Raw genomic sequence first — 24,051 nt, forward strand, 5'->3', positions numbered from 1 at the left:
GCTTCCTGGATGTCGCGCCGCGTTCAACTGGAGTTCGACGGCACACGAGAGCGTGTGCCCGCAGGCACAGGGGAGAAGAAACCGGCCATCCAGGAGATGACAATGCCGCTCACCCGCAGAGACTTCGCCAAGCGTTCCGCCCTCACTGGTGCGGGGGTCGCACTGGCCGGCAGCGTCGGCGTACTGGCGACCGCGCCCGGAGCCATCGGCGCGGAGACACCGGACGGAGGCCCGGACGGCACGGCGGACGGGAACGGGGTCGGCTACGGCCCGCTGATCGCGGACCCGGACGGCATCCTCGCGCTGCCCGCCGGGTTCTCGTACAAGATCATCACTCGCACCGGGGAGACCACGCTCGACAGCGGCGAGTCCACCCCCTCCAACCACGACGGCACCGGAACCTTCGAGGGCCCCCGCGGCACCACCCTCCTGGTCAACAACCACGAGCTGAAGGGCCCGCGCGCCGACTGGCCGCACCCGGTGCCGCTGGCCGAAGGCCTGGTCTACGACCCGGCGGCGTCCGGCGGCTGCACCGTCGTCGAGGTCGCCAACGACGGCACCCCGGTCGGCGAGTGGGTCGGCATCGCCGGTACGTCCACCAACTGCGCGGGCGGCACCACCCCTTGGGGCACCTGGCTCACCGGCGAGGAGACCGAGGACAAGGCCGGCGAGCACGGCATGACCAAGGACCACGGCTATGTCTTCGAGGTCGACCCCCACGACCGCAGGGCCGGCCGCGACCCCAAGCCCCTCAAGGCGCTGGGCCGTTACGCCCACGAGGCCGTCGTCGTCGACCCCAAGCGCGGTCACCTCTACCTGACCGAGGACGCCTCCGGCCCCAACGGCCTCTTCTACCGCTGGACCCCGCCGCACGGTTTCCGCCACGGCCGCGGTCAGCTGCGCTCGCTCGCCGGTGACGCGGGGGTGCTGGAGGCCTTCAAGTGCTTCGACTCCGGCGGCCGGTTCGTCGACGACCTCTCGCGCGCCACCAAGGCCGGCACCGTCTACGGCGTCGACTGGGTCGAGGTCGCCGACCGTGACGCCCGTAAGGTCTCGGTGCGCAAGCAGTTCAAGGACGGTGAGGTCACCCGCGCCCGCAAGCTGGAGGGCCTGTGGTGGGCGGACGGCGGCGCCTACGTGGTGTCCTCCTACGCCCGTGACGAGAGCCCCGTCCAGCACGACGGACAGGTCTGGTTCTACGACCCGCGGCGGCGGACGCTGACCCTGAAAGTGCTGCTGGGCGTCAACCCCGACCCGTCCAAGGACGGCGCGCTCGACGGTCCCGACAACATCACCGTCTCGCCCTACGGCGGGCTGATCATCGCCGAGGACGGCGAGGGCGTCCAGCACCTCTTCGGGGCCACCGACGACGGCCGGACCTACCCGATCGCCCGTAACGAGCTCAACATCGGTACCGCGGCCGAGCCCGAGTTCAGCGAGTTCACCGGGCCGGTGTTCTCCCCGGACGGGCGGACGCTGTTCGCCAACATCCAGGATCCCGGCATCATGCTGGCGATCACCGGGCCGTGGAAGCGGCAGCGCCGGCAGCGATAGCCGTACAGCGGTAGCCGTACGGCCGGCGGCGGTTCAGCCGGCCGCCGCCGTCAGGACGTAGTAGTCCAGCAGACCGGTCTCGTACGCGGTCAGATAGCGGCGCGGCCACTCGTCGTCGCGGAGTTCCGGCTGCTGGGCCATATAGCGGTCGTAGGGCTCCCAGACCCCGTCGCCGATCGCCCGGACCCGCACCTCCCGCAGCCCCGCCGCGGCCAGCGTCCCGGCGACCTCGTCGACCACGTGCGGGACGTCCAGGCCGTCGGCGTACGGGGGAAGCAGCGCGGGCAGGGCGCGGGCGGCCGCCCGGGTGCGGGCGAAGAAGGTGGTCAGCGCCAGCCGGCCTCCCGGGCGCAGCACCCGTGCGGCCTCCCGGGCGAAACCGGGCAGATCACGGAAGTGCTGCGCCGCCTCGACGGAGAACAGGCAGTCCACACAGCCGTCGGGGAGCGGGATGTCCTGGGCGGCGCCCAGGAGGAACTCCAGCCGGCCGGGGGCGTCCGCGGACGCGGCGAGCAGTTCCGCGTTGGCCTCCCGGGCACGGGCGATCTGGTCGGGGTGGGCGTCCAGCCCGATGACCGTCCCCGGACCGAACTCCCGCAGCGCCAGCGCACAGCCCAGCCCGCGTCCGCAGCCGACGTCCAGGGCGGTGCCGCCCCGCGGCAGGTCGAAGGTGCCGAGCACCAGCCGGTAGAGGTCCTCCTCGCTGCGCACCCGGTCGGCCCGGGTCAGCTGCCGGTCCCCAGGGCCGGGCAGGGCCGTCCAGTAGCCGAAATTGATGAAGCCGCCGGCGAAGGCGGGGACGGTGCTGAGGTCGAGCTCGCCGTAGACCCGCGCGACCCGGTCGGGAAGGTCCGGGGGCGCTGGGCCGTCCGGGGGCTCCGCGGGTCCGGCCGGCGGCGGCTGCTGCGTCATCGAACGCTCCTCGTGCGTGCCGTGGGGGATGCCGTGACGGGCTCAGCCGTGATGGGGCGTGGGGGAACGGGGGAATCCCGGGGGCGTGCGGACCGGGAATCCTAGGGGTGTGCGGAGGCGGAAGGAGAGGTGCTGAGCTCGACGGTACGGACGAGACAATTCTCGATCCTGGACCGTTCCCGCACCAGGGAAGGCCGTCCGCCGGAGGCGGCGCCACGGGGGCACGGCGGATCCGGCGTGGCGCGCGGAGCGGGCCGGGGGTGAGACGCCGCGGCCCGCTTCCCTGACGGCGGCGGGGCCGTCAGGGAAGCGGGCGTCACGGGTTCACAGGGCCTTGCCGGCCGGTTTGACCATGCCGCGGACCGTGCGGGCGTCGACGTACTCGCCCAGTGCGGTCATTTCCCACTCGCCGGAGAACTGGCGGATGAGCTTGGCCATCATCACGCCCGTACGGGGCTCCGAGTGGGTGAGGTCGAAGCGGACCAGCTCCTCGCCGCTCTGGGCGTCCAGCAGGCGGCAGTAGGCCTTGGCGACATCGGAGAACTTCTGGCCGGAGAAGGAGTTCACGACGAAGACCAGGCCCGTCACCTCCGGGGGCAGCCCGCCGAGGTGGACGGTGATCGCCTCGTCGTCGCCGGCGCCCTCACCGGTGAGGTTGTCGCCGGAGTGCTGGATCGCGCCGCCCAGGATCATCAGCTTGCCGAAGAAGCAGTTGTCGACCTTCTTGCGGTCCGGGCCGTAGGCGATGACGGAGGCGTCCAGGTCGATGCTCTTGCTGCGGAAGGCGGGCTCCCAGCCGAGGCCCATCCGGACCGAGCTGAGCAGCGGGCGGCCGCCCTTGACCAGGGAGACGGTCTGGTTCTTCTGGAGGCTGACACGGCCCTTGTCGAGGTTGATCTTGCCCGGGGCTGCCGGTGCGGCCGGAGCGGCGGCGGGGGCCGGGGGCGCGGCCGGCGGGGCGGCCGGGGCAGGGGTGCCGGCGGGCGGTCCCCACTGGCCGGCCGGGGCCGCGGGTGCCGCGGGTGCCGGGGGAGCGGGGGGTGCCTGCGGGGCGGCGGCGGGTGCGGGTGCGGCCGGTTCCTCCACGCTGACGCCGAAGTCGGTGGCGATCCCCGCCAGGCCGTTGGCGTAGCCCTGGCCGACCGCGCGGACCTTCCAGGCGCCGGAGCGGCGGTAGATCTCGACGACCACCAGCGCGGTCTCGGCGCCCAGCTGGGGCGGGGTGAAGGAGGCGAGGACGCTGTTGTCGTCGGCGTTGCGGACCGTGCCGGTCGGCTCGGTGCCGGCGAAGGTCGCGCCGGGCTGGTCCAGGCTCGCGGTGACCACGATCTTCTCGATGCCGTCGGGCACCGCGGCGGTGTCCACCGTGATGGTGTCGCCGCCGCCGGCCGCCGCGGAGTGCGTCACGCCCGGACCGGCGGGCTGGTTGTAGAACACGAAGTCGTCGTCGGAGCGCACCTTGCCGTCGGCGGCCAGCAGCAGGCCCGATACGTCCAGCCGCACGGGGGCGGTGACGTCCACCGCCACCCGTACGGCACTGAGCGGGAGGTTCGAGCCAGGAGTCATAGCGGTCATGCCGTGCTCAACGATCGGCTCACCTTTGCGGTTCCATTACCTGCGGTCCGATGGCCGCCCGGCCCGTTCACCGGCGTTCGCGGGAGTTGCCGAAGAGCAGCCGGTAGGCGATCAGCAGAACCAGGGCCCCGGCGATCGAGGCGACCCACATTCTCGGCTCGCCGAAGTCCTTCGGGATCGGCTCGTGCAGGAACTTGGTGGAGAGCCAGCCGCCGATGAAGGACCCCACGATGCCGATCAGGGTCGTGCCGATGATCCCTCCCGGGTCCCGTCCCGGCAGCAGAACCTTGGCGATGACGCCCGCGATCAGCCCGAGTACGAGCCAGCTGACGATGCCCATGATGTGTTCCTCGTTCCTGCGCGGAGAATCGGTACGTAGACGAGGACGCCGGCCGGGCGGCACGGGTTCCGTGGCAGGTCCCGCGTGGTGCTCCGTACGGCCGCGGGGGTGTGCCGGTCAGTGCGGCCACCGGGGCGGATCGGTGCAGAAGGCGCCGCCCAGACGGTCGTGGGCGGGGTTGCCGGGGTCCAGCGGGCCCTGGGCGGCGATCAGTTCTGCCGCGTACGGCTCGGAGTCGTCCCGCGGTGTGTACCCCAGGGCGCGGGCGGTCGAAAGGTCCCACCACAGGCGGGTGTTGGCGGAGGAGCCGTAGACGACGGTGTGGCCCACACCGGGCGCGGTGAGCGCGGCGTCCAGCAGCCGTGCGCAGTCGGCCGGGCTCAGCCAGATCGACAGCATCCGTACCGACGTCGGCTCGGGGAAGCAGGAGCCGATCCGGACCGAGACCGTCTCGATGCCGTGCAGGTCCCAGTAGAGCGAGGCGAGGTCCTCGCCGAAGCCCTTGGACAGGCCGTAGTAGGTGTCGGGGCGGCGGGGTGTGTCGACGGGGATGGCGCCGGAGCCGTCCGCGGGGCGCGGGGTGAAGCCGACGGCGTGGTTGGAGGAGGCGAAGACGACACGGCGGACGCCTGCCGCGCGCGCCGCCTCGTACAGGTGGTAGGTGCCCTCGATGTTGGCACGCAGGATCTTCTCGAACGGGGCCTCCAGGGGGATCCCGGCGAGATGGACGATCGCGTCGACCCCGTGCACGGCCTCGCGCAGCGCCTCCGTATCGGCCAGCTCGGCGGTGACCGCGTCCGGTGCGCCCTCGACGGGCCGCTGGTCGAAGAGGCGCAGCCGGTAGCCGTACGGCGGCAGCAGCTCACGCATCAGGGTGCCGAGCCCGCCGGCGGCGCCGGTGAGCAGAACGGTGCGGGGTGCGGTCATGGGCGGCGACTCCTCCGGCTGCGCAGCAAGGCTGCATGTGCGGATGTCATTCAGATGTGTGGACACCGTAGAAAGCTGGATCTTGGCCGGTCAAGGCGCTTGACGGGTGGTGTGAATCGGCTTGTGGCGCGGTAGTTGTGGCACCTTGACCGGTGCGGTGCGGCTGCTCTAGCGTGGCGCCGTTCAGAAATATGGACGCTCATCATAAACATGCACAGGCATGTCAGGGAGAGCCCGTGACCTCAGCCCCTCCCCCAGCAACCTCCCCCAGCCTTCGTCCGGGAGGTGCCCCCAGGCGGCACTCCCAGCTCGCCGACCGCCTCGACGGACTGCTCTTCTTCCCCGTGACCGCGTACGGGCCGGACGGCGCGCTGGACCCGGCCGCCTTCCGCGCCCATGTGCGCGACGGCATCGACGCGGGCGCGGCCGCCGTGTTCGCCTGCTGCGGCACCGGCGAATTCCATGCGCTCACCCCCGGGGAGTTCGCGGACTGCGTCGCGGCCGCGGTCGAGGAGGCCGCGGGCCGGGTCCCGGTGATCGCCGGTACGGGCTACGGCACCGCGCTCGCCGCGCAGTTCGCCCACCTCGCCCACGAAGCGGGCGCCGACGGGCTGCTCGCCCTGCCGCCCTATCTCGTCGTCGCCGGCCAGCAGGGGCTGCTGACGCACTACACCGAACTCGCCGCCGCCACCCCGCTCCCCGTCATCGTCTACCAGCGCGACAACGCGGTCTTCACCCCGGCCACCGTCGCCGCCCTGGCCCGGACCCCCGGCATCATCGGCCTCAAGGACGGGCTGGGCGACCTCGATCTGCTGCAGCGCATCATCAGCGCCGTCCGCACCGAGGCCCCCGAGGAGGACTTCCTCTACTTCAACGGCCTGCCCACCGCCGAACTCACCGGCCCCGCCTACCGGGGCCTGGGCGTCCGCCTCTACTCCTCCGCCGTCTTCGCCTTCGCCCCCGAGATCGCACTCGCCTTCCACCGGGCGCTGGACACCGGCGACGACGACACCGTGCGCCGGCTGCTGGACGGCTTCTACCGGCCGCTGGTCGAACTCCGCAACCAGGGCCGCGGCTACGCCGTATCGCTGGTCAAGGCGGGCGTACGGATGCGGGGCCCGGACGTCGGCGAGGTCCGGCCGCCGCTCAGCGAACCGTCCCCCGCGCATCTGAGGGAACTGGCCGGGCTGATCGAACGCGGACTGGCCCTGGTCACGGACACGGCAGGGACCGGCGCCTGACGCGCACCGGCGCGTTCCTCCACCCCTTTCGGCATCCAGCAGGTCACAATTCGGGGCAGCGGCCCGGCTGCTGAGCGGTGACGACGGGTAGGCCTAAGACCGGGGGCCCAGTCATCCCGTAGGGGCCGCCCGTACGGGATCGCCCCCCGGCCCCCCCGAGCCCCTGCCCCCGCGCTCACCCCGGCCGGACGAACCCGCACTCGTACGCGGCGATCACCGCCTGGGTCCGGTCCCGCACCCCGAGCTTGGCCAGCACCCCCGCCACATGCGTCTTGACCGTGGCCGGGCCCACCCCCAGCCGCTCCGCGATCTCGGCATTGGTCATCCCGGCCGTCATCAGCCGCAGCACCGCCCGCTCCCGCTCCGACAGCCGGGCCCGCAGCGCCCGCACCGCGTCCTCCGCGGCCCGCTCCCCGGCGTGCCGGGCGGCCAGCCGCCGCACCGCGGCCGGGAACAGCAGCGAGTCGCTGCGCGCCACCAGCCGCACGGCCTGCACCAGGTCCTCCGCGCCGGACCGCTTGAGCAGGAACCCGCTGGCACCGGCCCGCAGCGCGTCATAGACAGAGGCGTCGTTCTCGAAGGTCGTCACCACGATGATGCGCGGCGGCCGGTCCATCCCGGCGAGCACCTGCTCGGTCGCCCGGATCCCGTCGATCTCCGGCATCCGGACGTCCATCAGCACGATGTCCGGGCGCAGCGCACGGATCAGCGGCACCGCCTCGGCGCCGGTCGCCGCCTCGCCGACGACCTCCATATCGCCCTCGGCGCCCAGGATCGCGCGCAGCGCCGACCGCACCATCTGCTCGTCGTCGGCGAGCACGATACGGAGGGGGCGGGGGGCGTCCCCGTCGCCCGCCCGCCGGTCGTCGCCGCCGTCCTGCGTCGTGGTCATGCCGCCCACGCCGTCCCCGGTTTCCGGTCCTGTGTCATACGTCGTCCCGTTCACCGGTTCCCCGTTCCCGCCAGCGGCAGCCGGGCCGTCAGCCGTCATACGCCGTCCCGTTCACCGTTCACTCGTCCCCATCCCCGTCCCCCGTCCCCGTCAGCTGGGCTGTCCGCCGCCGTACGCCGTCCCGTTCACCGCTCCTCCGCCCTCGCCCCCACCCCCGTCAGCCGGGCCGCCCGCCCCCACACGCCGTCCCGTTCACCGCTCCTCCGTCCCCGTCCCCATCCCTGCCCCCGCCAGCGGCAGCCGCGCCGTCAGCCGCCATACGCCGTCCCGTTGCTCCGCCACCGCCGCACCGCCCAGCAGCCGGGCGCGCTCGGCGATCCCGCGCAGCCCGCGGCCTCCGCCCGGCCGGGCCGCCGGGGACGCGGAGCCGGCGGCCGGTGCCGCCACCGGATTCTCCACCCGTATCTGCAACTCGCGCTCCCGGACGCCGAGATGCAACCGGACCGGCACCGGACCGGCGTGCCGCAGCGCGTTGCTGAGGCCTTCCTGCACGATCCGGTAGGCCTCCCGGGAGACCACCGGCGCCAGCCCCGCACACGGCCCCTCCACCGTCGCCTCGACCGGTACGCCCGCCGCCCGGGTCCGGCCGAGCAGCGCCTCCAGGCCGTCCAGGGTGGGTGCGGGCGCGGCCGGATCACTGCCGTCCTCCTCGCGCAACAGGCCGAGGACGGTGTCCAGTTCGGCGACCGCGTCGCGGGTGGTCTCCTCGATGGCGGCCAGCGCCCGGCGGGCGAACTCCGGGTCCGTGTCCAGGACCCGGCGGGCCGCGCCCGCCTGGAGGGTGACCGCGCTCAGCGCATGCCCGACCGCATCGTGCAGTTCGCGGGCCAGCCGGTTGCGGGACGCCAGATCGGCGGCCCGGCGCTCGGCGGCCGCCAGCCGGTCGGCGGGTGTGGGGCCCAGCAGCACGGGGGCGACGCGGGCCAGCAGCGCCCCCGCGCCCCAGGACGTGCCGGCCACCAGGGCCAGCAGCGCCAGCCCCGCGAGCGGGCCCAGCACGCCCTGGAAGACGTCCGGCCATCCCAGCGCGGTGTGCCGCAGGGGGTCGGAGAACGGCAGCAACAGCAGCACCACCGCGGCCGGCGGCGCGGACAGCGTCATCCCGCTGACGATCCCACCGGTCAGCAGATGCGCCACGAACCACAGCGCGGTACGCCGCCGGGCCGCCCACGAGACCGCCGGTCCCTCGGCCAGCCGCTCCGCGGGCACCCCGCACAGCGACCGTACGGCGGCCACCTCCAGCGGCCGCAGCAGCGGGAAGAGCAGTGCGGCCAGGGCGGCCGGCGGCAGCGCACAGCCGAACGCGACCAGCTGCCAGCCCACTTGGCGCAGCGGGTCGGCGCCGTCCGCGACCAGCGGCAGGACCACCGAGGCCAGCAGGAAGAAGGGCATCAACAGCGCGCCGCCCAGCACCAGATGGACCCAGCGCCGGCCCATCAGTCGCACCGGGCGGCCTCACGTTCGGCGAAGAAGTGGGCCCCCGCCACCGCCACCATCGTCCCGACGATCATCTGCCCAGAGTAAGTGAGGCTCATCAGCGGTGTGGGCAGCACCGTAAGCGCCGCCGTGCGCGGGGCGGCGGGGCGTGGGGCGCGTGCGGGACGGCCGGTCCGAGTGCTCATGGCAACAGCCTTCCGGCGGCTGCCCCGCGGCGCCTCGGTCCCGATGACGATCCCCCTCCGCCGTACGGGGGAGGGGGCGCTCAACCGGTCCTGTGGGGCCGCCTCACAGGCGCCGGGTGGCCAGCGCCAGCCGGTCGCGGGCGTCGAACAGAGCGTCCTTGATCATCTGCTCGTGCCCCGGGGTCAGCCGGGCCACCGGCACCGAGCAGCTGATCGCGTCCCGCGCCGGGGTGCGGTAGGGGATGGCGACGCCGAAGCAGCGCAGGCCCAGCGTGTTCTCCTCGCGGTCGACCGCAAAGCCCTGTTCGCGCACGGTGTGCAGCTCCTCGATCAGCTGCTCGCGGTCGGTGAGGGTGTGCTCGGTCAGCCGGTCGAGGGTGGGCGGCAACATCGTCCGGACCTGCTCGTCGGTGTACGTGGCGAGCAGCGCCTTGCCCAGCGAGGTGGAGTGCGCGGGCAGCCGCCGCCCGACGCGGGTGAAGGGGCGCAGATAGTGCTGCGACTGACGGGTCGCGAGGTAGACGACATTGGTGCCGTCGAGCCGGGCGAGGTGGATGGTCTCGGTGGTGTCGTCGGAGAGCCGGTCCAGCGTCGGGCGGGCCGCGGCCACCACCTCGTCGCCGTCGATGTACGAGGTGCCGACGAGCAGTGCGCGCACCCCGATGCCGTAGCGGGTGCCGGTCGCGTCGGTCTCGACCCAGCCCAGGTCGACGAGGGTGCGCAGCAGCATGTAGAGGCTGGACTTCGGGTAGCCGACCGCTTCCTGGACGGAGGCCAGGCTGTGCATACCGGGACGGCCCGCGAAGTACTCGAGCAATTCGACCGTCCGCACGGCGGATTTGACCTGCGATCCACCGGTATCGGCAGCTGACATCGCCCTTGACCCCTCTGTTCGGACCGCCATAGAGTCCCAGTTGTTCATCATCTGGGACAGCGTTCAGCATATCGAACGTGATCCGGTGTGCGGCAAGGCGCGGAACGACTCGGCAGCATCGCCCGGGAGGAATGCACGGTGGCAGCGACAGCAGCAGCACCAGTCTGGAGTGTCGACCCCCGGACCGGGAAGCAGCGGGAACAGGTTGCGGTGGAAGCCACAGCCGAAGAGGTGGACACCGCGGTCCGCACGGCACATGCCGCCCGGGGCGCGCTGGCCGACCGCACCGTACGCGCCGCCCTGCTGCGCCGCGCCGCCGATCTGCTCGACGAGGCGGGTGACGCGGTCATCGAGGCCGCCGACGCCGAGACCGCGCTCGGCCCCGGCCGGCTCACCGGCGAACTCGCCCGCACCACCTACCAGTTGCGGGCCTTCGCGGAGCTGGTGCAGGAGGGCGCGTTCCTCGACGTCCTGATCGACCACGCCGACCCCGCCCTCACCCCGCCCCGGCCCGACCTGCGCCGCTACAAGATCCCGCTGGGCGCGGTCGCGGTCTACTCCGCCAGCAACTTCCCGCTCGCCTTCTCGGTACCCGGCGGCGACACCGCGAGCGCCCTCGCGGCCGGCTGCCCGGTGGTCGTCAAGGCACACCCGGACCATCCGGCCACCTCCGAGCTGTGTGCCGCGCTGCTGCGCCGCGCCGCCAGGGAGGTCGGCCTGCCCGAGGGCGTGGTCAACCTGGTGCACGGCTTCCAGGCCGGTATCGACCTGGTGCGCCATCCGCTGATCACCGCGGCCGGCTTCACCGGCTCGGTCCGCGGCGGCCGTGCCCTGTACGACGCGGCCGCGTCCCGCCCGCACCCGATCCCCTTCCACGGCGAGCTGGGCAGCCTCAACCCCGTCGTGATCACCGAGGCCGCGGCCGCCGAGCGCGCCGAGCAGATCGGTGCCGGGCTGGCCGGGGCGATGACCCTCGGCGTCGGCCAGTTCTGCGTCAAGCCGGGCCTGGTCCTGGCGCCCGACGGGGAGAAGGGCGACCGGCTGCTGAAGGCGCTGACCGCCGCGGTCAGCGACACCGAGGCCGGGGTGCTGCTCGATCACCGGATGCGGGAGGCGTTCCTCGACGGGATCCGCACCCGCGCCGCGCTCCCTGGCGTCGAGGCGCCGGTGACCCCCGGCGCGGGCGGCGAGCACACCGTCAGCGCCGGCTTCCTCGCCGTCCCCGCCGACAGTCTGGCCACCGAAGGGCCGCACGACCTCCTCCTGGAGGAGTGCTTCGGCCCGGTCACCGTCGTCGCCCGCTACACCGACGAGGCCGAGATCGGCGCCGTACTCGCCCGGCTGCCCGGCAACCTCTCCGCGACCCTGCAGCTCGGCGAGGCGGAGAGCGCCGGGACCGATGAGGCGGGCCGCGGTGCCCGGCTGCTGGCCCAGGTCACCCCGCTCGCCGGACGGGTGGTCGTCAACGGCTGGCCGACCGGTGTCGCGGTCGCCCCCGCCCAGCACCACGGCGGCCCCTACCCGGCGACCACCTCCACCTCCACCTCCGTCGGCGGCAGCGCCGTCGAACGCTGGCTGCGCCCGGTCGCCTACCAGGACACCCCGCCGGCGCTGCTGCCGCCCGAACTGCGCGAGGACAATCCGCTCGGTCTGCCGCGCCGGGTCGACGGCCGCGCCGAGGGCGCGTAGCGACCGTGCGCCCCGCCCCCGACGAGGCCGCACTCCGGGTCCGCGCCGCGACCGCCGCGGACCTGGCCGCGATCGCCGCCCTGCACACCGGGGCCCGCGCCGCCTACCACCGCGCCCGCTTCCCGGACGCGCCCTTCGACCTCCCCGCCGAACAGGCCCGTTGGCACGACGCCTGGTCCCACGACCTGGCCCGGGACGACACCTCCGCGCTCTGCGCCGCCCGGCACGGCACCGTGGTCGGCGCGGCCTCCTACCGCCACCGCGCCGGCCACCCACCGGCCGTCACCCTCCACCAGCTCCATGTCGACCCCGGCCACTGGGGCACCGGCGTCGGCCTGGCCCTGCACCACGCCTGCTTACGGGCCTGGCACGCGGCCGGCATCTCCCGGGCCGCCCTCGACGTCCTCTGGCACAACCACCGCGCCCGCGCCTTCTACACCCGCCTCGGCTGGCGCCCCGACCCGGACCGCCGCCCCGCCCCGGACGCCACCCATCTCACCCTGACGCTGGACCTGGCGACGGCGCAGACGCCGCCGGCTCCCGCCGGGCGATGAGCTGCAGCCGCTCGGCCGTCCGCCCGTCCAGCGTGGCCACCGACCCCGCCCGCTCCTTCAGCACCGAGAAGCCCGCCTCTCGCACCAGCCCCCGCAGCCGCTCCGGCGGATGGTGCCGGAACACCCCGCCGTCGGGCGTCTCGAACACCCCGTACGTCCCGTACCGTTCCGCGAACCGCGCATACCGCTCCCGGTTGAGCGCATCACCCTGCAACGGCACATCGCTCAGATACAGCACCCCACCGGGCCGCACCACCCTCCCCAGCTCCCCGACGATCGCCGTCTGGTCCGCGTCCCGGGGAACACAGGTGAGCACCGCGAACAGCAGCGCCGCATCGAAGGCACCGTCCTCGAACGGCAGCGGAAAACCGGGACAGCGCAGCAGCTCCAGCTCCGGATGCTCCCGCTCCCCCCGCGCGATCAGCGCCGCCGAGACATCCACCCCACACACCGCGCCATACCCGAGCCCGGCCAGCTCGGCGGTCAGCCGCCCGTAACCACAGCCGTAGTCCAGCACCCGCGCGCTCCGCGGCACATACGCATCCAGCAGCGCCGGGTCGAGCGGATGAGTGAAGGTCTTGGCGGACCCGGTCGTCTCCCAGAACCCGAGAAATCCCTGTGACGAGGTCATGCGGGGACCGTACCCACCGGACAGCCGGCCACCCCGCGGAGCTACGGGGTCACTCGGGCGGAGTGCTGTACTGCGCCAACGCGGCCTTGCTGGTCGAGCGGTCCACCAGGCGCAGTTCCCAAGGACCCGTGTTCACGTCGAATTCCTTGCCGAAGCCGACCCACTTGCCGGTCATGCGGCGGCCGGTCGGCTCGACCAGCATCTGCACGGCGCCGTGGTAGCGAGCGCCGTTGTAGTAGCCGTCGGCGGCCGTCTGCTCCACCCATGAACCGGTGATGACGTTCCGGTCCACGGTGAGGTCCAGTGTGAGCGGGCTGTCCGGATTGCTGCTCGCACCGGGCAGGCTCTGGGCGGTCAGCCGGTTTCCGTGCTGCACGATCACCACGTAGTGCCTGCCCTCGTACGTGGCGTCCCGGCTGGAGGAGTAGAACTCGTACCGGCTGAGCCACACGCCGGTGAACGACTCCGTGCCCGGCCGCGCGGCATGCTGCGGATCCACGACCACAGCGGTGCTTTCGCCCCCGGCATCCATGTCGTGCCCTCCTTTCCCGTCTGCGTGAACCCGTGCCATCGGTACCGGCAGGGAGAATCCGAGGGCCTCCACGGGGCGGCCCGTCACCCGCTCCAGGGCCCGTGCGTACACGCCCCTCGGCGTCCTGCTGACACCGGCTTCCCAGCGCTGTACCAAGCGTTTTGACGCCTCGTTGGGCTCTCCCAGCTCGGCGCCCGCGCGCCGTAGCGCGGTCGCTAACTCGTCCTGACTCATGCGCAGCCCCAGCCGCACGGCCCGCAGCACATCATTCGGCACCACAGCAGTCGTCGTCATGACGTCAAAGCTAGACCGAATCACCGTCGAATGACACCGGTTTGACGCCCACCCAGGTGTCGTTGGCACGGTTCCGAGTGACGCCCCGGTGACGCCCCAAGCGTCGTCGTGATGTCCCTTGCACGCCGCGACCATCGAAGCACCGAGAAACGGTCGAGGAGAGGCGGAGCACATGGCCAACGGCAATTCTGGGGCACCCGGAGGCGGTGTCGGCGCAGCGGTTTCCCTTTCGCTGCCAGAGCTCCAACCCACCCCCGTGGAGGGCTGCGCCGTCTGCGTCGCCCTCGCCGTGCAGCGCAGGGAAGCGCGCGAACGCGGTGATCTGTCCGCCGCGACGGACGCGAACGTGCGGCTCCGGAACCACCGTGACCACGTGGGGAACCGCCCATGACCATGACCGTGCGCGTCTCCCGCGACTCCGGCAGGACCTGGGGGGCCGCGGTCACGTACCCGGCCGACGGTGCTGACAGGTCCCTCGGCCCGGAGGCATCGGGAGTCTGGCCCCCGTGCGGATGCCCCCGCTGTGTGCGGGCTCAGGAAGCCCTTCCCCCGTCCCCCACGACAGAGCCACGAGGAAGCGCAAGATCGGCACATGCTTGATCCGGGCGGTACGCGAAGGCCGCGCGTCCCGAGCGGGAATACCGCCCCCACCCCCAAGGTTTCACCACCACACACCCACCTTGAGGAAAGTCAGCTCATGCGCGTCGAAATCTGGTCCGACATCGCCTGCCCCTGGTGCTACATCGGCAAGGCCCGCTTCGAGGCCGGGCTCGCCGCCTTTGCGCACCGCGACGAGGTCGAGGTGGTGCACCGCTCCTTCGAGCTGGATCCGAAGGCGCCGGCCGCCACCGACGTCCCGGTGCTGGACATGCTCGCCACGAAGTACGGCGTGAGCCGTGCGCAGGCCGAGGCGATGGAGGCGCGCGTCGCCGACGCGGCGGCGGGGGAGGGGCTGGACTACCGCTCCGACCGGATCCACGGGAACACCTTCGACCTGCACCGGCTGCTGCACCTCGGCAGGGCGCACGGCGTCCAGGAGGCGCTGCTGGACGCCTTCTACCGCGCCAACTTCGCCGAGGCCAGGCTGCTCGGTGACCCCGCCGTGCTCCGTGAGATCGCCGTCGGCGCGGGGCTGCCCGCGGACGAGGTTGCCCGAGTGCTGGCCGACCCCGGGGCGTATGCGCGGGAGGTACGGGCCGAGGAGCGCGAGGCCGCGGAGCTGGGCGCCACGGGCGTGCCGTTCTTCGTCATCGACCGCCGGTACGGCATCTCGGGCGGGCAGCCCGCGGAGGTCTTCCGGGAGGCCCTGGAGCGGGCGTACGCCGACGGTGCCGAGCCGTCACAGCCCGCCGGTGACGAGGCCGGTGCGGCCCCGGTGTGCGGGGACGACGGGTGCGCCGTGCCCGGGAAGTGAGACCGGGGCCGGTCCGGCCGCACCCGGTGTGACCTGCGCCGATAAGGAACCGTTGCGGGCCGGCCGAGCAAAGTCGCCATGGACGTGGCGCGAGGTGCCGAGCAGAGTGGGGACATGCATCGACGTGAGCCACTCGGCGGGGCCGAATTCGCGCCCGAGACGACCTATCTGAACTCCGCCTCGTCCGGACTCCTTCCGCGCCGCGCCGCCGACGCCCTGCGCGCGGCCATCGACGAGTCCGCCTCCTACGGCACGATGGGCCGCGACTACCTCGCCGCCACCACGGCCTCCCGCGCCGCCTTCGCCCGGCTGATGGACCTCCCCGCCGAGCGGGTGGCCGTCGGCAGCTCGGTCGCGGTGCAGTCCGCGTTCGTGGCGGCCTCGCTCCCGGAGGGCGCCGAAGTGCTGGCCCCCGAGGGCGACTTCAGCTCCCTGGTCAATCCGCTCGCCGCCCACCCCGGCATCAAGCTGCGTACCGTGCCGCTGGAGGCGCTCGCCGATGCGGTGCGCCCCGGCACCGCGCTGGTCGCCTTCAGCGCCGTGCAGTCGCTGGACGGCCGGATCGCCGATATGGCGGCGGTCCGCGAGGCGGCGGCGGCCCACGGGGCGCGCACCTACCTCGACATCACCCAGGCCGCCGGCTGGCTGCCGCTGCGCGCCGCGGACTTCGACTTCGTGGTCGCCGGGGCCTTCAAGTGGCTGCTGTGCCCGCGCGGGACGACGTTCATGGCGTTCGGCGGGGACTTCGGGCGGGGCGAGGAGTGGCCGGCCGCGCTCCATGCGGGCTGGGTCGCCGGCGAGGACATCGGCGAGTCCAACTACGGGCTGATCCAGCCGGCCGCCACCGCCCGGCGCTTCGACGAGCCGCACGCCCACTTCTCCTACGTCGGCGCCGAACAGTCCCTCGGTCTCCTCGGGGAGCTGGGCGTGTCCGCCATCCACGCCCACGACACCGCACTCGCCGAGTACTACCGCGCGGGGCTGGCCGAGCGCGGTCTGACGCCCCGGCCCGCGCCCGGTTCGGCGATCGTCTCCACCCCCGGGATCGCGGACGCCGAGCACCGGCTGGCCGAGGCAGGGGTGCGGGTCTCGGTGCGCGGCGGGCTGCTCCGCGCGGCCTTCCACCTCTACAACTCGACGGACGACGTGGACCGGTTGCTGGCCCTGCTGAGGTAGGACCGGTCCGCCGTACCGGCCGTACAACACGGCGCGGCCGCCGCACAGACCAGCTGTGCGGCGGCCGCGCCACCGGTGCGAGTGTCCCCTAACGCACCGGAGTGAAGTCGCGGGCCCCGATGTACTCCGGGCGCCGGACCGGTGCCGCGAACGGCTCCACCGCAGCGTTCTCCACGCTGTTGAAGACGATGAAGACATTGCTGCGCGGGTAGGGCGTGATGTTGTCGCCCGAGCCGTGCATGGCGTTGCAGTCGAACCACGTCGCCGAGCCGGCCTTACCGGTGAAGAGACGGATGCTGTGCTTGTCCGCCATCTTCGTGAGCACCTCGTCCGACGGGATGCCCGCGTCCTGCATCTGCAGCGACCGCTTGTAGTTGTCCTTCGGCGTCGCACCCTCGCAGCCCACGAAGTACTCGTGCGAGCCGGGCATGATCATCAAGCCGCCGTTGGTGTCGTAATTCTCCGTCAGCGCTATCGAGACCGACACGGTGCGCATGTTCGGCAGTCCGTCCTCGGCGTGCCAGGTCTCGAAGTCCGAGTGCCAGTAGAAGCCGGAGGCACCGAAGCCCGGCTTCACATTGATCCGCGACTGGTGGACATAGACGTCCGAGCCGAGAATCTGACGGGCACGGCCGACCACGCGCGGGTCGGAGACCAGCTTGGCGAACACCTCGCTGATCTTGTGCACCTCGAACACGGTCCGTACGTCCTGTGACTTCGGCTCGACGATGGAGCGCGGGTCGGCGCGCATCGTGGGGTCGAGGACGAGACGGTCCAGTTCGGCGCGGTACACCGCGACTTCTTCCGCCGTGAGCAGTTCCCCGATGGCGAAAAAGCCGTCGCGTTCGAAGTCGCTCAGCTCGGACGGCTCGAAGGGGCCGGCCGTTCCGGGCTGCGACCACACCACCGGGTCCTTCCGCGGGGTGATGACCTCAGCGGTCCCACGGGTCGGGTACAGGTCGGCGGTGCGCTCGGGTGCGGTGGTCATGGTGTTGCCTTCCTCTCCTCTCGTACGGAATCTGGCTTACGTGCGCGTGCGTGCCTTCCTCAGCGCTGCCGGACGGGGCAGGCGGATGGCCTCAGACCGTCTCGGGCTCAGACTCCGGTTCGGTGAGAAGCGGGTAGACCCCGTTCTCGTCGTGGTCCTCGCGGCCGGTGACGGGCGGGTTGAAGACACACACGCAGCGGAAGTCCTCCTTGATCCGCATGGTGTGCTTCTCGTGCCCGTCGAGCAGGTACATCGTGCCCGGCGTGATGGTGTACTTCTCGCCGGTCTCGTCGTTCGTGAGCTCGGCCTCACCCTCTACGCAGAGTACGGCCTCGATGTGGTTCGCGTACCACATCGACGTCTCGGTCCCGGCGTACAGGGTGGTCTCGTGCAGCGAGAAACCGACGCGCTCCTTGGCGAGCACGATGCGCTTGCTCTCCCAGGTGCCGGACTTGGCCTTGACGTGGCGGTCGGTGCCTTCGATGTCCTTGAAGGATCGGACGATCACGGTGACTCGGTGCCTTTCTGTGGAACGGTAAGGGGCTCTGGAGTGGTCAGACGCAGTCGCGGACCGCGCGGGCGAGGATCCGGAGTCCCTCGTCCAGCTCCTCGGGGGTGGTCGTCAGCGCGGGCAGCAGCTTGACGACCTCGCTCTCCGGGCCGGAGGTCTCGATCAGCAGACCCAGCTCGAAGGCGCGCTTGGCGATCTTGTCGGCGGTGGGCTTGTCGTTGAGCTCCATGCCCCACACCAGACCGCGGCCGCGGTACTCGGCGATGGCGTCCGGGTGCTCCTCGGCAATGGCCTTGAGGTGTGCTTCGACGATCTCACCGCGGGCGAGAGTCTGCTTCTCCATCTGGCCGTCGGCCCAGTAGGTGTCCAGCGTCGCGGCGGCGGTGACGAACGCCGGGTTGTTGCCGCGGAAGGTGCCGTTGTGCTCGCCCGGCTCCCAGATGTCCAGCTCAGGCTTGAACAGGGTGAGCGCGAGCGGCAGGCCGTAGCCGCTGATGGACTTCGAGACGGTGACGATGTCCGGCACGATGCCCGCCTCCTCGAAGGAGAAGAAGGCACCCGTACGGCCGCAACCCATCTGGATGTCGTCGACGATGAGCAGCATGTCCCAGCGCTCACACAGGTCGGCGAGGGCACGCAGCCACTCGGGACGGGCGACGTTGATGCCGCCCTCGCCCTGGACCGTCTCGACGATCACGGCGGCGGGGGTGTTCAGACCGGAGCCCTGGTCCTCCAGCAGCCGCTCGAACCACAGGAAGTCCGGGTAGGTGCCGTCGAGGTAGTTGTCGAACGGCATCGGGGTGCCGTGCACCAGCGGGATACCGGCGCCGGCGCGCTTCATGGAGTTACCGGTGACGGCCAGCGCGCCCAGGGACATGCCGTGGAAGGCGTTGGTGAAGGACACGATCGACTCGCGGCCCTTGACCTTACGGGCGAGCTTCAGCGCGGCCTCGACGGAGTTGGCGCCCGTCGGGCCCGGGAACATGACCTTGTAGGGCAGGTCACGCGGCCGCAGGATGATGTTCTGGAACGACTCCAGGAACGCCCGCTTGGCCGTGGTGGACATGTCCAGGCCGTGGGTGACGCCGTCCCGCTCGATGTAGTCGATCAGGGCGCGTTTGAGGACCGGGTTGTTGTGGCCGTAGTTGAGCGATCCGGCCCCGGCGAAGAAGTCGAGGTAGGTGTGGCCGTCCTCGTCGGTCATGCGGCTGCCCTGCGCACGGTCGAAGACGGTGGGCCAGCTACGGCAGTAGCTGCGGACCTCCGACTCCACGGTCTCGAAGACGCTCAGATCGGGCTGGGTGATGGTCACAGCATGCTCCTGGGAGATGAGTGGCGAAAGGATGAGAAGTCTGTAGGGGGCTGGGCGGTCCCGGCGGTGTCACGGGGGTGTGGTGCCGGGTCCCGCATGACCGCTGCGGCGTCGTCGCCGCGCGGTCCTGGGTGCGTCAGGAGTGCCCCGTGCCGGCCGGTGGCTCGAACGGGCCGATGAGGTGCAGCACCTCCGGCTCGTGGCCCTGCTCCGGGAACAGCCCCGCGTCGAAGAGCACCTCGCTCTTGAGGGGCACTGAGTGCCGCTCGGCGAAGGACGCGAACAACCGGTTGGATGCGGTGTTGTCGGGTGTCACGGTGGTCTCGACGAAACGTACGCCCAGCTCGTCCCTGGCCCGGGCGGTCAGCCCGTCCAGGAGTGCGGCCGCCAGGCCCTGCCCACGGTGCGCGTCGTCGACGGCGACCTGCCAGACGACGAGGGTCTCCGGGCGCTCGGGGCGGAGGTATCCGGTGATGAAGGCGGCCGGCTCGCCCTCCGTGTCGCGGGCGACGACGGAGGTGGCGGCGAAGTCGCGACACCACAGGAGGTAGCTGTAGGAGGAGTTGAGATCCAGCGTCTTCGAGTCGCGGGCGATGCGCCAGATCGCGGCTCCGTCCTCCACGCGTGGGGTGTCGAGCTTGAAGCCCTCCGGAAATTCTCTGATATCGCTTCGGGCACCTGCATGGTCTGCTTGTGCGGCGGTCATGGGAATTAAATTTACCCAGGGAAAAGGGAAATTGCATCGCGGGCAGGGGTTACGGAAGCGAGCAAGATGTGTTATCGCGCGGGGGCGCCCGGGTGCGCGATGCCACCGCGAGATGTCCCCATTTGACCAGGAGGTTCGGGGTGAAACGGACACGTTGTGTAGTCGGTCACAGCTCCGTAACGCCCATGAGATCCGTCCGAATTATGGAACTTGCCGCTAGCAAAATCTTAGCGTTTGAGCTGCGGAAAAGCGGGCAGAAGAATACGGGAAGCTGTACTTCTGAGGAATTGGGAATTCGCCGCCGGAAGGCCGGGCGGAAGGCCCATGGAAACCTGCGCGACGTGACCGTGACAAGACCCGCAAGAACATGCGCCAGGCGATGTGCGGGAAGGCTGCGGGAAATGTACGGAGAGTGGCGGGGAACGCACGGAGAACTGTGCGGCGCGGGTGGCGGAAGCTCTACGGAGAGTGCGCGGATATCGGTGAGGACCGAAAGTCCGGCGGGGCGCCGGGTTCCCGGGGAAACGGCCGGCGGAAAGCGGCCGATCCATGGCGTGACCGCCCGCTCACCCTGTCCGGCGCGACGCCTAAAGTGCCGGTATGACGTCCATGAGTGAAGGTGCGGTGCTGCACCTCAAGGGGAGGGTCCTCGTCGGACCGGACGAGGTGCGCGACGAGCTGTGGGTGGTCGGCGGCCGGGTGACGTTCGACCGGCCGGTGATGGCACGGGATGCCATCACCGTGACGGGCTGGGCCCTGCCCGGCCTGGTCGACGCCCACTGCCACGTGGGCCTGGACGCACACGGCCCGGTGGACGCCCCCACCAGCGAGAAGCAGGCGCTCACCGACCGTGACGCCGGCACCCTGCTGATCCGCGACGCCGGATCCCCCTCCGACACCCGCTGGGTCGACGACCGCGAGGACCTGCCGCGGATCATCCGCGCCGGCCGCCACATCGCCCGTACCAAGCGCTACATCCGCAACTACGCGCACGAGATCGAGCCGGAGGACCTGGTCGCCTACGTCGCCAGGGAGGCCCGCCGCGGTGACGGCTGGGTCAAGCTCGTCGGGGACTGGATCGACCGCTCCACGGGCGATCTGGAGGCCTGCTGGCCCCGGGGAGCGGTCGAGGCCGCCATCGCCGAGGCTCACCGGCTGGGCGCCCGGGTGACCGCCCACTGCTTCGCCGAGGACACCCTCGCCCCGCTCGTCGAGGCCGGTATCGACTGCATCGAGCACGCCACCGGGCTCACCGAGGAGACCATCCCGCTGTTCGCCGAGCGCGGAGTGGCCATCGTCCCCACGCTCGTCAACATCGCCACCTTCCCGCGGCTCGCGGACGGCGGTGAGGCGAAGTTCCCGCGCTGGGCGGACCACATGCGGCGCCTGCACGACCGCCGCTACGACACCGTCCGGGCGGCCTACGACGCCGGGGTGCCCGTCTTCGCCGGTACGGACGCCGGCGGCTCGCTCGCCCACGGCCTGGTCGCCGAGGAGGTCGTCGAGCTGACCCGGGCCGGGCTGCCCGCCGTGGCGGCCCTCTCGGCCACCACCTGGGGCGCCAGGGACTGGCTCGGCCGCCCCGGCCTCACCGAGGGCGCCCCGGCGGACCTGGTGGTCTACGAGAGCGATCCGCGCGAGGACGTCCGGGTGCTGGCCGCACCGCGCCGGGTGGTGCTGCGAGGGCAGATCGTGGGGTAGCCGCCGGGGTGATCCGGTGGACCTGCCCGGTCAACGCGGGTCACCCGGGAGGTGGGGCGGCTGTGGCGCGGGTGGTGCCCCGAGTCGGAGGAATCGAATAAAGGCACGGAAACCACCCTTTGGGATGAACTGACGTCACGTGGCTGCCCGTTCACCCTCGGTACGGACACGATGTGCGGGTCGATGCCGTCGGCCCGCGTGATGTCCCCCATTGGCGCGGCCGGCGGCTCCATTTCTCCTGTGAGGGTTCCACACACGTGTCCACCAGTCCCACCAGCTCCTTCGGCATGCCCCGACGCCTCGCCGCGACCCTCGTCGCCACCGCGCTCACGGCCGGTCCCGCCGTCCTCCTCGGCGCCGTCCCCGCGCATGCCACCGGAGACCATGGCCCGGCCCGCGGCACCGCCGACGCGGTCGTGCTGCGTACCGGCGTGAACGTCGGGCTGCTCAACAAGACGCTCGACGTCCCGCTGAACGTCGCCCTCAACGAGGTGCACGCCCCGGCCTCCGCCAGCAAGACCGCGCTCACCGTCAAGCTCGACGGCATCGACCACGGCAGGCCGTTCAGCGTGCTGCGCGCCGACGCCGCCACCGCACGGGCCACCGCCGACCGCCGCAAGGCCGAGGGCTACGCCAACGTCGTGCGGGCGAAGGTGCATCTGCCCGGTCTGCCGCTGCTGTCCCTGATCGAGGTCCAGCAGGTCACCGCCAAGGCGGTCTGCGAGGCGGGCACCCGACCCCGGGCCGAGTCGAATGTGCTGGGCAGCGTGCGGGTGCTGGGCAAGAAGGTCACGCTCACCGCGGGCGGCACGACGGACGTCAAGGTCCCGGGGGTGGGCCGGGTGCGGCTCGACCTGTCCAAGAAGAACGTCACGTCCAAGGGCGCCGCGGCCACCGCGCTCGACCTCAACGTCTCCCTCAACCCGCTGAAGCTGAACGTCGCCGACGTGCAGGGCCGGGTCACGCTGGCCAAGGCCACCTGCACCACGCCGCGCGGCAAGGCGCCCGAGCAGGGCGGCTCCGGCGGCACCAGCGGCGGCCAGACGAGCGGCGGTTCCAGCGGCGGCCAGACGGGCGGCGGCACCGAGCCGGCCGGCGGCAAGGACCCCGAGGTGACGGGCTCCGGGCCCCGCACCCAGAACCTCGCGGAGACCGGCGGCAGTTCGGCCACCCCGTACCTCGCCGGCGGCGCCGCGCTGCTGCTCGCCGCGGGCGCCGGGTCGATGGTCTTCGCCCGCAAGCGCCGCAGCGCCGCACCGCAGGGCGGCCGCGGCTGACCGACCCCGTACACCGCGCCGGTGCTGTGGGGGCGTCGCGCGCGGAGTACGGCCCGGGGTGTGCCGTGCGGGCCGCGGAACGTACGGCACACCCCACCCCCGCCGGGGACCCCGCGCAGCGTGGTGTGCCGGGGGACCCGGCGGGGTCCGCCCGCGGGAGGACGCCGGGTACGCCCTACCCGAGCACCTCGCCCAGCGCCGTCACGAAGCGGTCCGTCGTGGCCCGGTCGCGCACCGCGAGCCGCAGCCAGTCGGGGCCCAGGCCGGGGAAGGTGTCGCCGCGGCGCACCGCGAAACCGCGGTCCCGCAGCGCGGCCCGCACCCCGTGCGCGTCCGGCAGCCGGATCAGCACGAACGGGCCCGCCGCCGGGCCGACCGTCCGGATCTGCCGGAACTCGCCCAGCCGGGCCAGCAGATGAGCCCGGTCCCCGGCGATCTCCTCGGCCGCCGCGGCCGCCTCCGCCAGCGCCCGGGGCGTACAGCACGCCTCGGCGGCGGCCAGGGCGGGGCTGGAGACCGGCCACAGCGGCTGGGCCCGCTCCAGGGCGGCGACGGTGTCCGCGGCGGCCAGGACGTAGCCGATCCGCAGCCCGGCCAGCCCCCAGGTCTTGGTGAGGCTGCGCAGCACCACCAGACCCGGCAGATCCGTGCGCCCGGCCAGCGACGCCCGCTCACCGGGCACCGCGTCCATGAACGCCTCGTCCACCACCAGCGTCCGGCCGGGCCGCGCCAAGGAGGCCAGCACCTCCGCGGGGTGCAGGACCGAGGTGGGGTTGGTGGGGTTGCCGACGACGACCAGATCGGCGTCCTCGGGCACCGCGGCCGGGTCCAGCCGGAAGTCGTCCCGGGCGTCGAGCAGCACCCGTCCGACCTCGTGACCGGCGTCCCGCAGCGCCGCCTCGGGCTCGGTGAACTGCGGATGCACCACCACCGGCCGCCGGGCCGCCACCGCGCGCGCGATCAGCACGAACGCCTCCGCGGCCCCGGAGGTGAGCAGCACCCGGTCCGCGGGCAGACCGTGCCGGGCCGCCACCGCCCGGCGCGCCGCGCGGCCGTCGGGGTACGCGGCGAGACCGTCCAGCGACGCGGCGATGTGCGCCTTGAGCCAGGCCGGGGGAGTGCCGGTGCGGACATTGACCGCCAGATCCGTCAGCCCGGCGTCGGCGCCCCGTACTTCGGCGTCGCCGTGGTGCCGCAGGTCGGGTTCGTGCGGCGGGGCGGCCGGGCCGGGGTCCCGGAGCGGTGCGGATCCGGTGCGCGGGGGCATGC

The 24,051-nt window shown here is 72.4% G+C and carries 23 protein-coding genes; 8 read left to right on the forward strand and 15 right to left on the reverse strand.

The genetic code is table 11. The features are described 5' to 3' along the window. Positions 1 to 102: 102 nt before the first annotated feature. Positions 103 to 1,554, forward strand: a complete 1,452-nt coding sequence (locus tag STRNI_RS31425; RefSeq protein WP_018091845.1) for an alkaline phosphatase PhoX — start codon at positions 103 to 105, stop codon at positions 1,552 to 1,554. 33 nt (positions 1,555 to 1,587) lie between these two features. On the opposite strand, the gene STRNI_RS31430 is transcribed toward STRNI_RS31425, so the two are convergent. The 4 genes from STRNI_RS31430 to STRNI_RS31445 all read right to left on the reverse strand — a co-directional run bounded on the left by STRNI_RS31430 (position 1,588) and on the right by STRNI_RS31445 (position 5,308). Beyond that, positions 1,588 to 2,466, reverse strand: a complete 879-nt coding sequence (locus STRNI_RS31430; RefSeq protein WP_159490331.1) for a class I SAM-dependent methyltransferase — start codon at positions 2,464 to 2,466, stop codon at positions 1,588 to 1,590. 324 nt (positions 2,467 to 2,790) lie between these two features. After that, on the reverse strand, positions 2,791 to 4,032 hold the full coding sequence (locus STRNI_RS31435) for a TerD family protein (protein ID WP_266448885.1): 1,242 nt from the start codon (positions 4,030 to 4,032) through the stop codon (positions 2,791 to 2,793). Between the two features lie 76 nt (positions 4,033 to 4,108). Further along, positions 4,109 to 4,381, reverse strand: a complete 273-nt coding sequence (locus STRNI_RS31440) for a GlsB/YeaQ/YmgE family stress response membrane protein (protein ID WP_018091842.1) — start codon at positions 4,379 to 4,381, stop codon at positions 4,109 to 4,111. 117 nt (positions 4,382 to 4,498) lie between these two features. Then, positions 4,499 to 5,308, reverse strand: a complete 810-nt coding sequence (locus tag STRNI_RS31445; RefSeq protein WP_277412428.1) for an NAD-dependent epimerase/dehydratase family protein — start codon at positions 5,306 to 5,308, stop codon at positions 4,499 to 4,501. A 236-nt stretch (positions 5,309 to 5,544) separates the two neighbouring features. On the opposite strand from STRNI_RS31445, the gene STRNI_RS31450 reads away from it, so the two are divergent. Beyond that, positions 5,545 to 6,549 carry a 5-dehydro-4-deoxyglucarate dehydratase gene (locus STRNI_RS31450; RefSeq protein WP_266448766.1) on the forward strand — a complete coding sequence of 335 codons (1,005 nt, stop codon included), beginning with the start codon at positions 5,545 to 5,547 and terminating at the stop codon, positions 6,547 to 6,549. A gap of 175 nt (positions 6,550 to 6,724) precedes the next feature. On the opposite strand, the gene STRNI_RS31455 is transcribed toward STRNI_RS31450, so the two are convergent. The 4 genes from STRNI_RS31455 to STRNI_RS31470 form a co-directional block, all read right to left on the reverse strand. Next, positions 6,725 to 7,441, reverse strand: a complete 717-nt coding sequence (locus STRNI_RS31455) for a response regulator transcription factor (protein ID WP_277412429.1) — start codon at positions 7,439 to 7,441, stop codon at positions 6,725 to 6,727. Positions 7,442 to 7,693: 252 nt separating this feature from the next. After that, on the reverse strand, positions 7,694 to 8,938 hold the full coding sequence (locus STRNI_RS31460; protein ID WP_277412430.1) for a sensor histidine kinase: 1,245 nt from the start codon (positions 8,936 to 8,938) through the stop codon (positions 7,694 to 7,696). Further along, entirely contained in the window at positions 8,938 to 9,123 is a 186-nt protein-coding gene (locus STRNI_RS31465; protein ID WP_159490323.1) for a hypothetical protein, read from the reverse strand. The genes STRNI_RS31460 and STRNI_RS31465 overlap by 1 nt, the downstream gene beginning before the upstream one ends. Positions 9,124 to 9,226: 103 nt before the next feature. Further along, the gene (locus STRNI_RS31470; RefSeq protein ID WP_093642835.1) at positions 9,227 to 9,997 is read right to left on the reverse strand and encodes an IclR family transcriptional regulator; all 771 of its coding nucleotides are present in this window, start codon (positions 9,995 to 9,997) and stop codon (positions 9,227 to 9,229) included. Between the two features lie 138 nt (positions 9,998 to 10,135). On the opposite strand from STRNI_RS31470, the gene STRNI_RS31475 reads away from it, so the two are divergent. Continuing rightward, a complete protein-coding gene (locus tag STRNI_RS31475) occupies positions 10,136 to 11,686 on the forward strand; it encodes an aldehyde dehydrogenase (NADP(+)) (RefSeq protein ID WP_277412431.1) in 1,551 nt (516 codons plus the stop codon). 5 nt (positions 11,687 to 11,691) lie between these two features. After that, entirely contained in the window at positions 11,692 to 12,240 is a 549-nt protein-coding gene (locus tag STRNI_RS31480; RefSeq protein ID WP_277412432.1) for a GNAT family N-acetyltransferase, read from the forward strand. Here the strand turns inward: STRNI_RS31480 and STRNI_RS31485 are convergent. Next, positions 12,182 to 12,871 (reverse strand): class I SAM-dependent methyltransferase, encoded by a 690-nt coding sequence (locus STRNI_RS31485; RefSeq protein ID WP_159490315.1) that lies wholly within the window; start codon positions 12,869 to 12,871, stop codon positions 12,182 to 12,184. The two genes, STRNI_RS31480 and STRNI_RS31485, sit on opposite strands and share 59 nt — an antisense overlap. Positions 12,872 to 12,920: 49 nt before the next feature. Continuing rightward, positions 12,921 to 13,697 (reverse strand): helix-turn-helix domain-containing protein, encoded by a 777-nt coding sequence (locus tag STRNI_RS31490; protein WP_277412433.1) that lies wholly within the window; start codon positions 13,695 to 13,697, stop codon positions 12,921 to 12,923. Between the two features lie 697 nt (positions 13,698 to 14,394). Between STRNI_RS31490 and STRNI_RS31495 the strand changes: the two genes are divergently transcribed. After that, positions 14,395 to 15,111, forward strand: a complete 717-nt coding sequence (locus tag STRNI_RS31495; protein ID WP_274734852.1) for a DsbA family oxidoreductase — start codon at positions 14,395 to 14,397, stop codon at positions 15,109 to 15,111. 114 nt (positions 15,112 to 15,225) lie between these two features. Then, entirely contained in the window at positions 15,226 to 16,287 is a 1,062-nt protein-coding gene (locus STRNI_RS31500; protein WP_159490309.1) for an aminotransferase class V-fold PLP-dependent enzyme, read from the forward strand. An 88-nt stretch (positions 16,288 to 16,375) separates the two neighbouring features. Here STRNI_RS31500 and thpD read toward each other — a convergent pair whose 3' ends face one another. From thpD to ectA, 4 genes are all read right to left on the reverse strand, one after another. Beyond that, entirely contained in the window at positions 16,376 to 17,275 is a 900-nt protein-coding gene (thpD, locus tag STRNI_RS31505; protein ID WP_018091829.1) for an ectoine hydroxylase, read from the reverse strand. A 91-nt stretch (positions 17,276 to 17,366) separates the two neighbouring features. Continuing rightward, a complete protein-coding gene (locus tag STRNI_RS31510; RefSeq protein WP_018091828.1) occupies positions 17,367 to 17,783 on the reverse strand; it encodes an ectoine synthase in 417 nt (138 codons plus the stop codon). 46 nt (positions 17,784 to 17,829) lie between these two features. Beyond that, positions 17,830 to 19,098 (reverse strand): diaminobutyrate--2-oxoglutarate transaminase, encoded by a 1,269-nt coding sequence (gene ectB, locus STRNI_RS31515; RefSeq protein ID WP_018091827.1) that lies wholly within the window; start codon positions 19,096 to 19,098, stop codon positions 17,830 to 17,832. A 136-nt stretch (positions 19,099 to 19,234) separates the two neighbouring features. After that, positions 19,235 to 19,804 carry a diaminobutyrate acetyltransferase gene (gene ectA, locus STRNI_RS31520; RefSeq protein WP_026170006.1) on the reverse strand — a complete coding sequence of 190 codons (570 nt, stop codon included), beginning with the start codon at positions 19,802 to 19,804 and terminating at the stop codon, positions 19,235 to 19,237. Between the two features lie 609 nt (positions 19,805 to 20,413). Here ectA and STRNI_RS31525 point away from each other — a divergent pair. Beyond that, positions 20,414 to 21,505 (forward strand): amidohydrolase family protein, encoded by a 1,092-nt coding sequence (locus tag STRNI_RS31525; RefSeq protein ID WP_109888948.1) that lies wholly within the window; start codon positions 20,414 to 20,416, stop codon positions 21,503 to 21,505. 287 nt (positions 21,506 to 21,792) lie between these two features. After that, the gene (locus tag STRNI_RS31530) at positions 21,793 to 22,782 is read left to right on the forward strand and encodes an SCO1860 family LAETG-anchored protein (protein WP_277413346.1); all 990 of its coding nucleotides are present in this window, start codon (positions 21,793 to 21,795) and stop codon (positions 22,780 to 22,782) included. A 175-nt stretch (positions 22,783 to 22,957) separates the two neighbouring features. On the opposite strand, the gene cobC is transcribed toward STRNI_RS31530, so the two are convergent. Further along, positions 22,958 to 24,049: an Rv2231c family histidinol phosphate aminotransferase CobC gene (gene cobC, locus STRNI_RS31535; protein ID WP_277412434.1), complete on the reverse strand. Its 1,092-nt coding sequence runs from the start codon at positions 24,047 to 24,049 to the stop codon at positions 22,958 to 22,960. Positions 24,050 to 24,051 lie beyond the last annotated feature (2 nt).

It is taken from the genome of Streptomyces nigrescens (genome assembly GCF_027626975.1).
In the GTDB taxonomy this organism is placed as follows: domain Bacteria; phylum Actinomycetota; class Actinomycetes; order Streptomycetales; family Streptomycetaceae; genus Streptomyces; species Streptomyces nigrescens.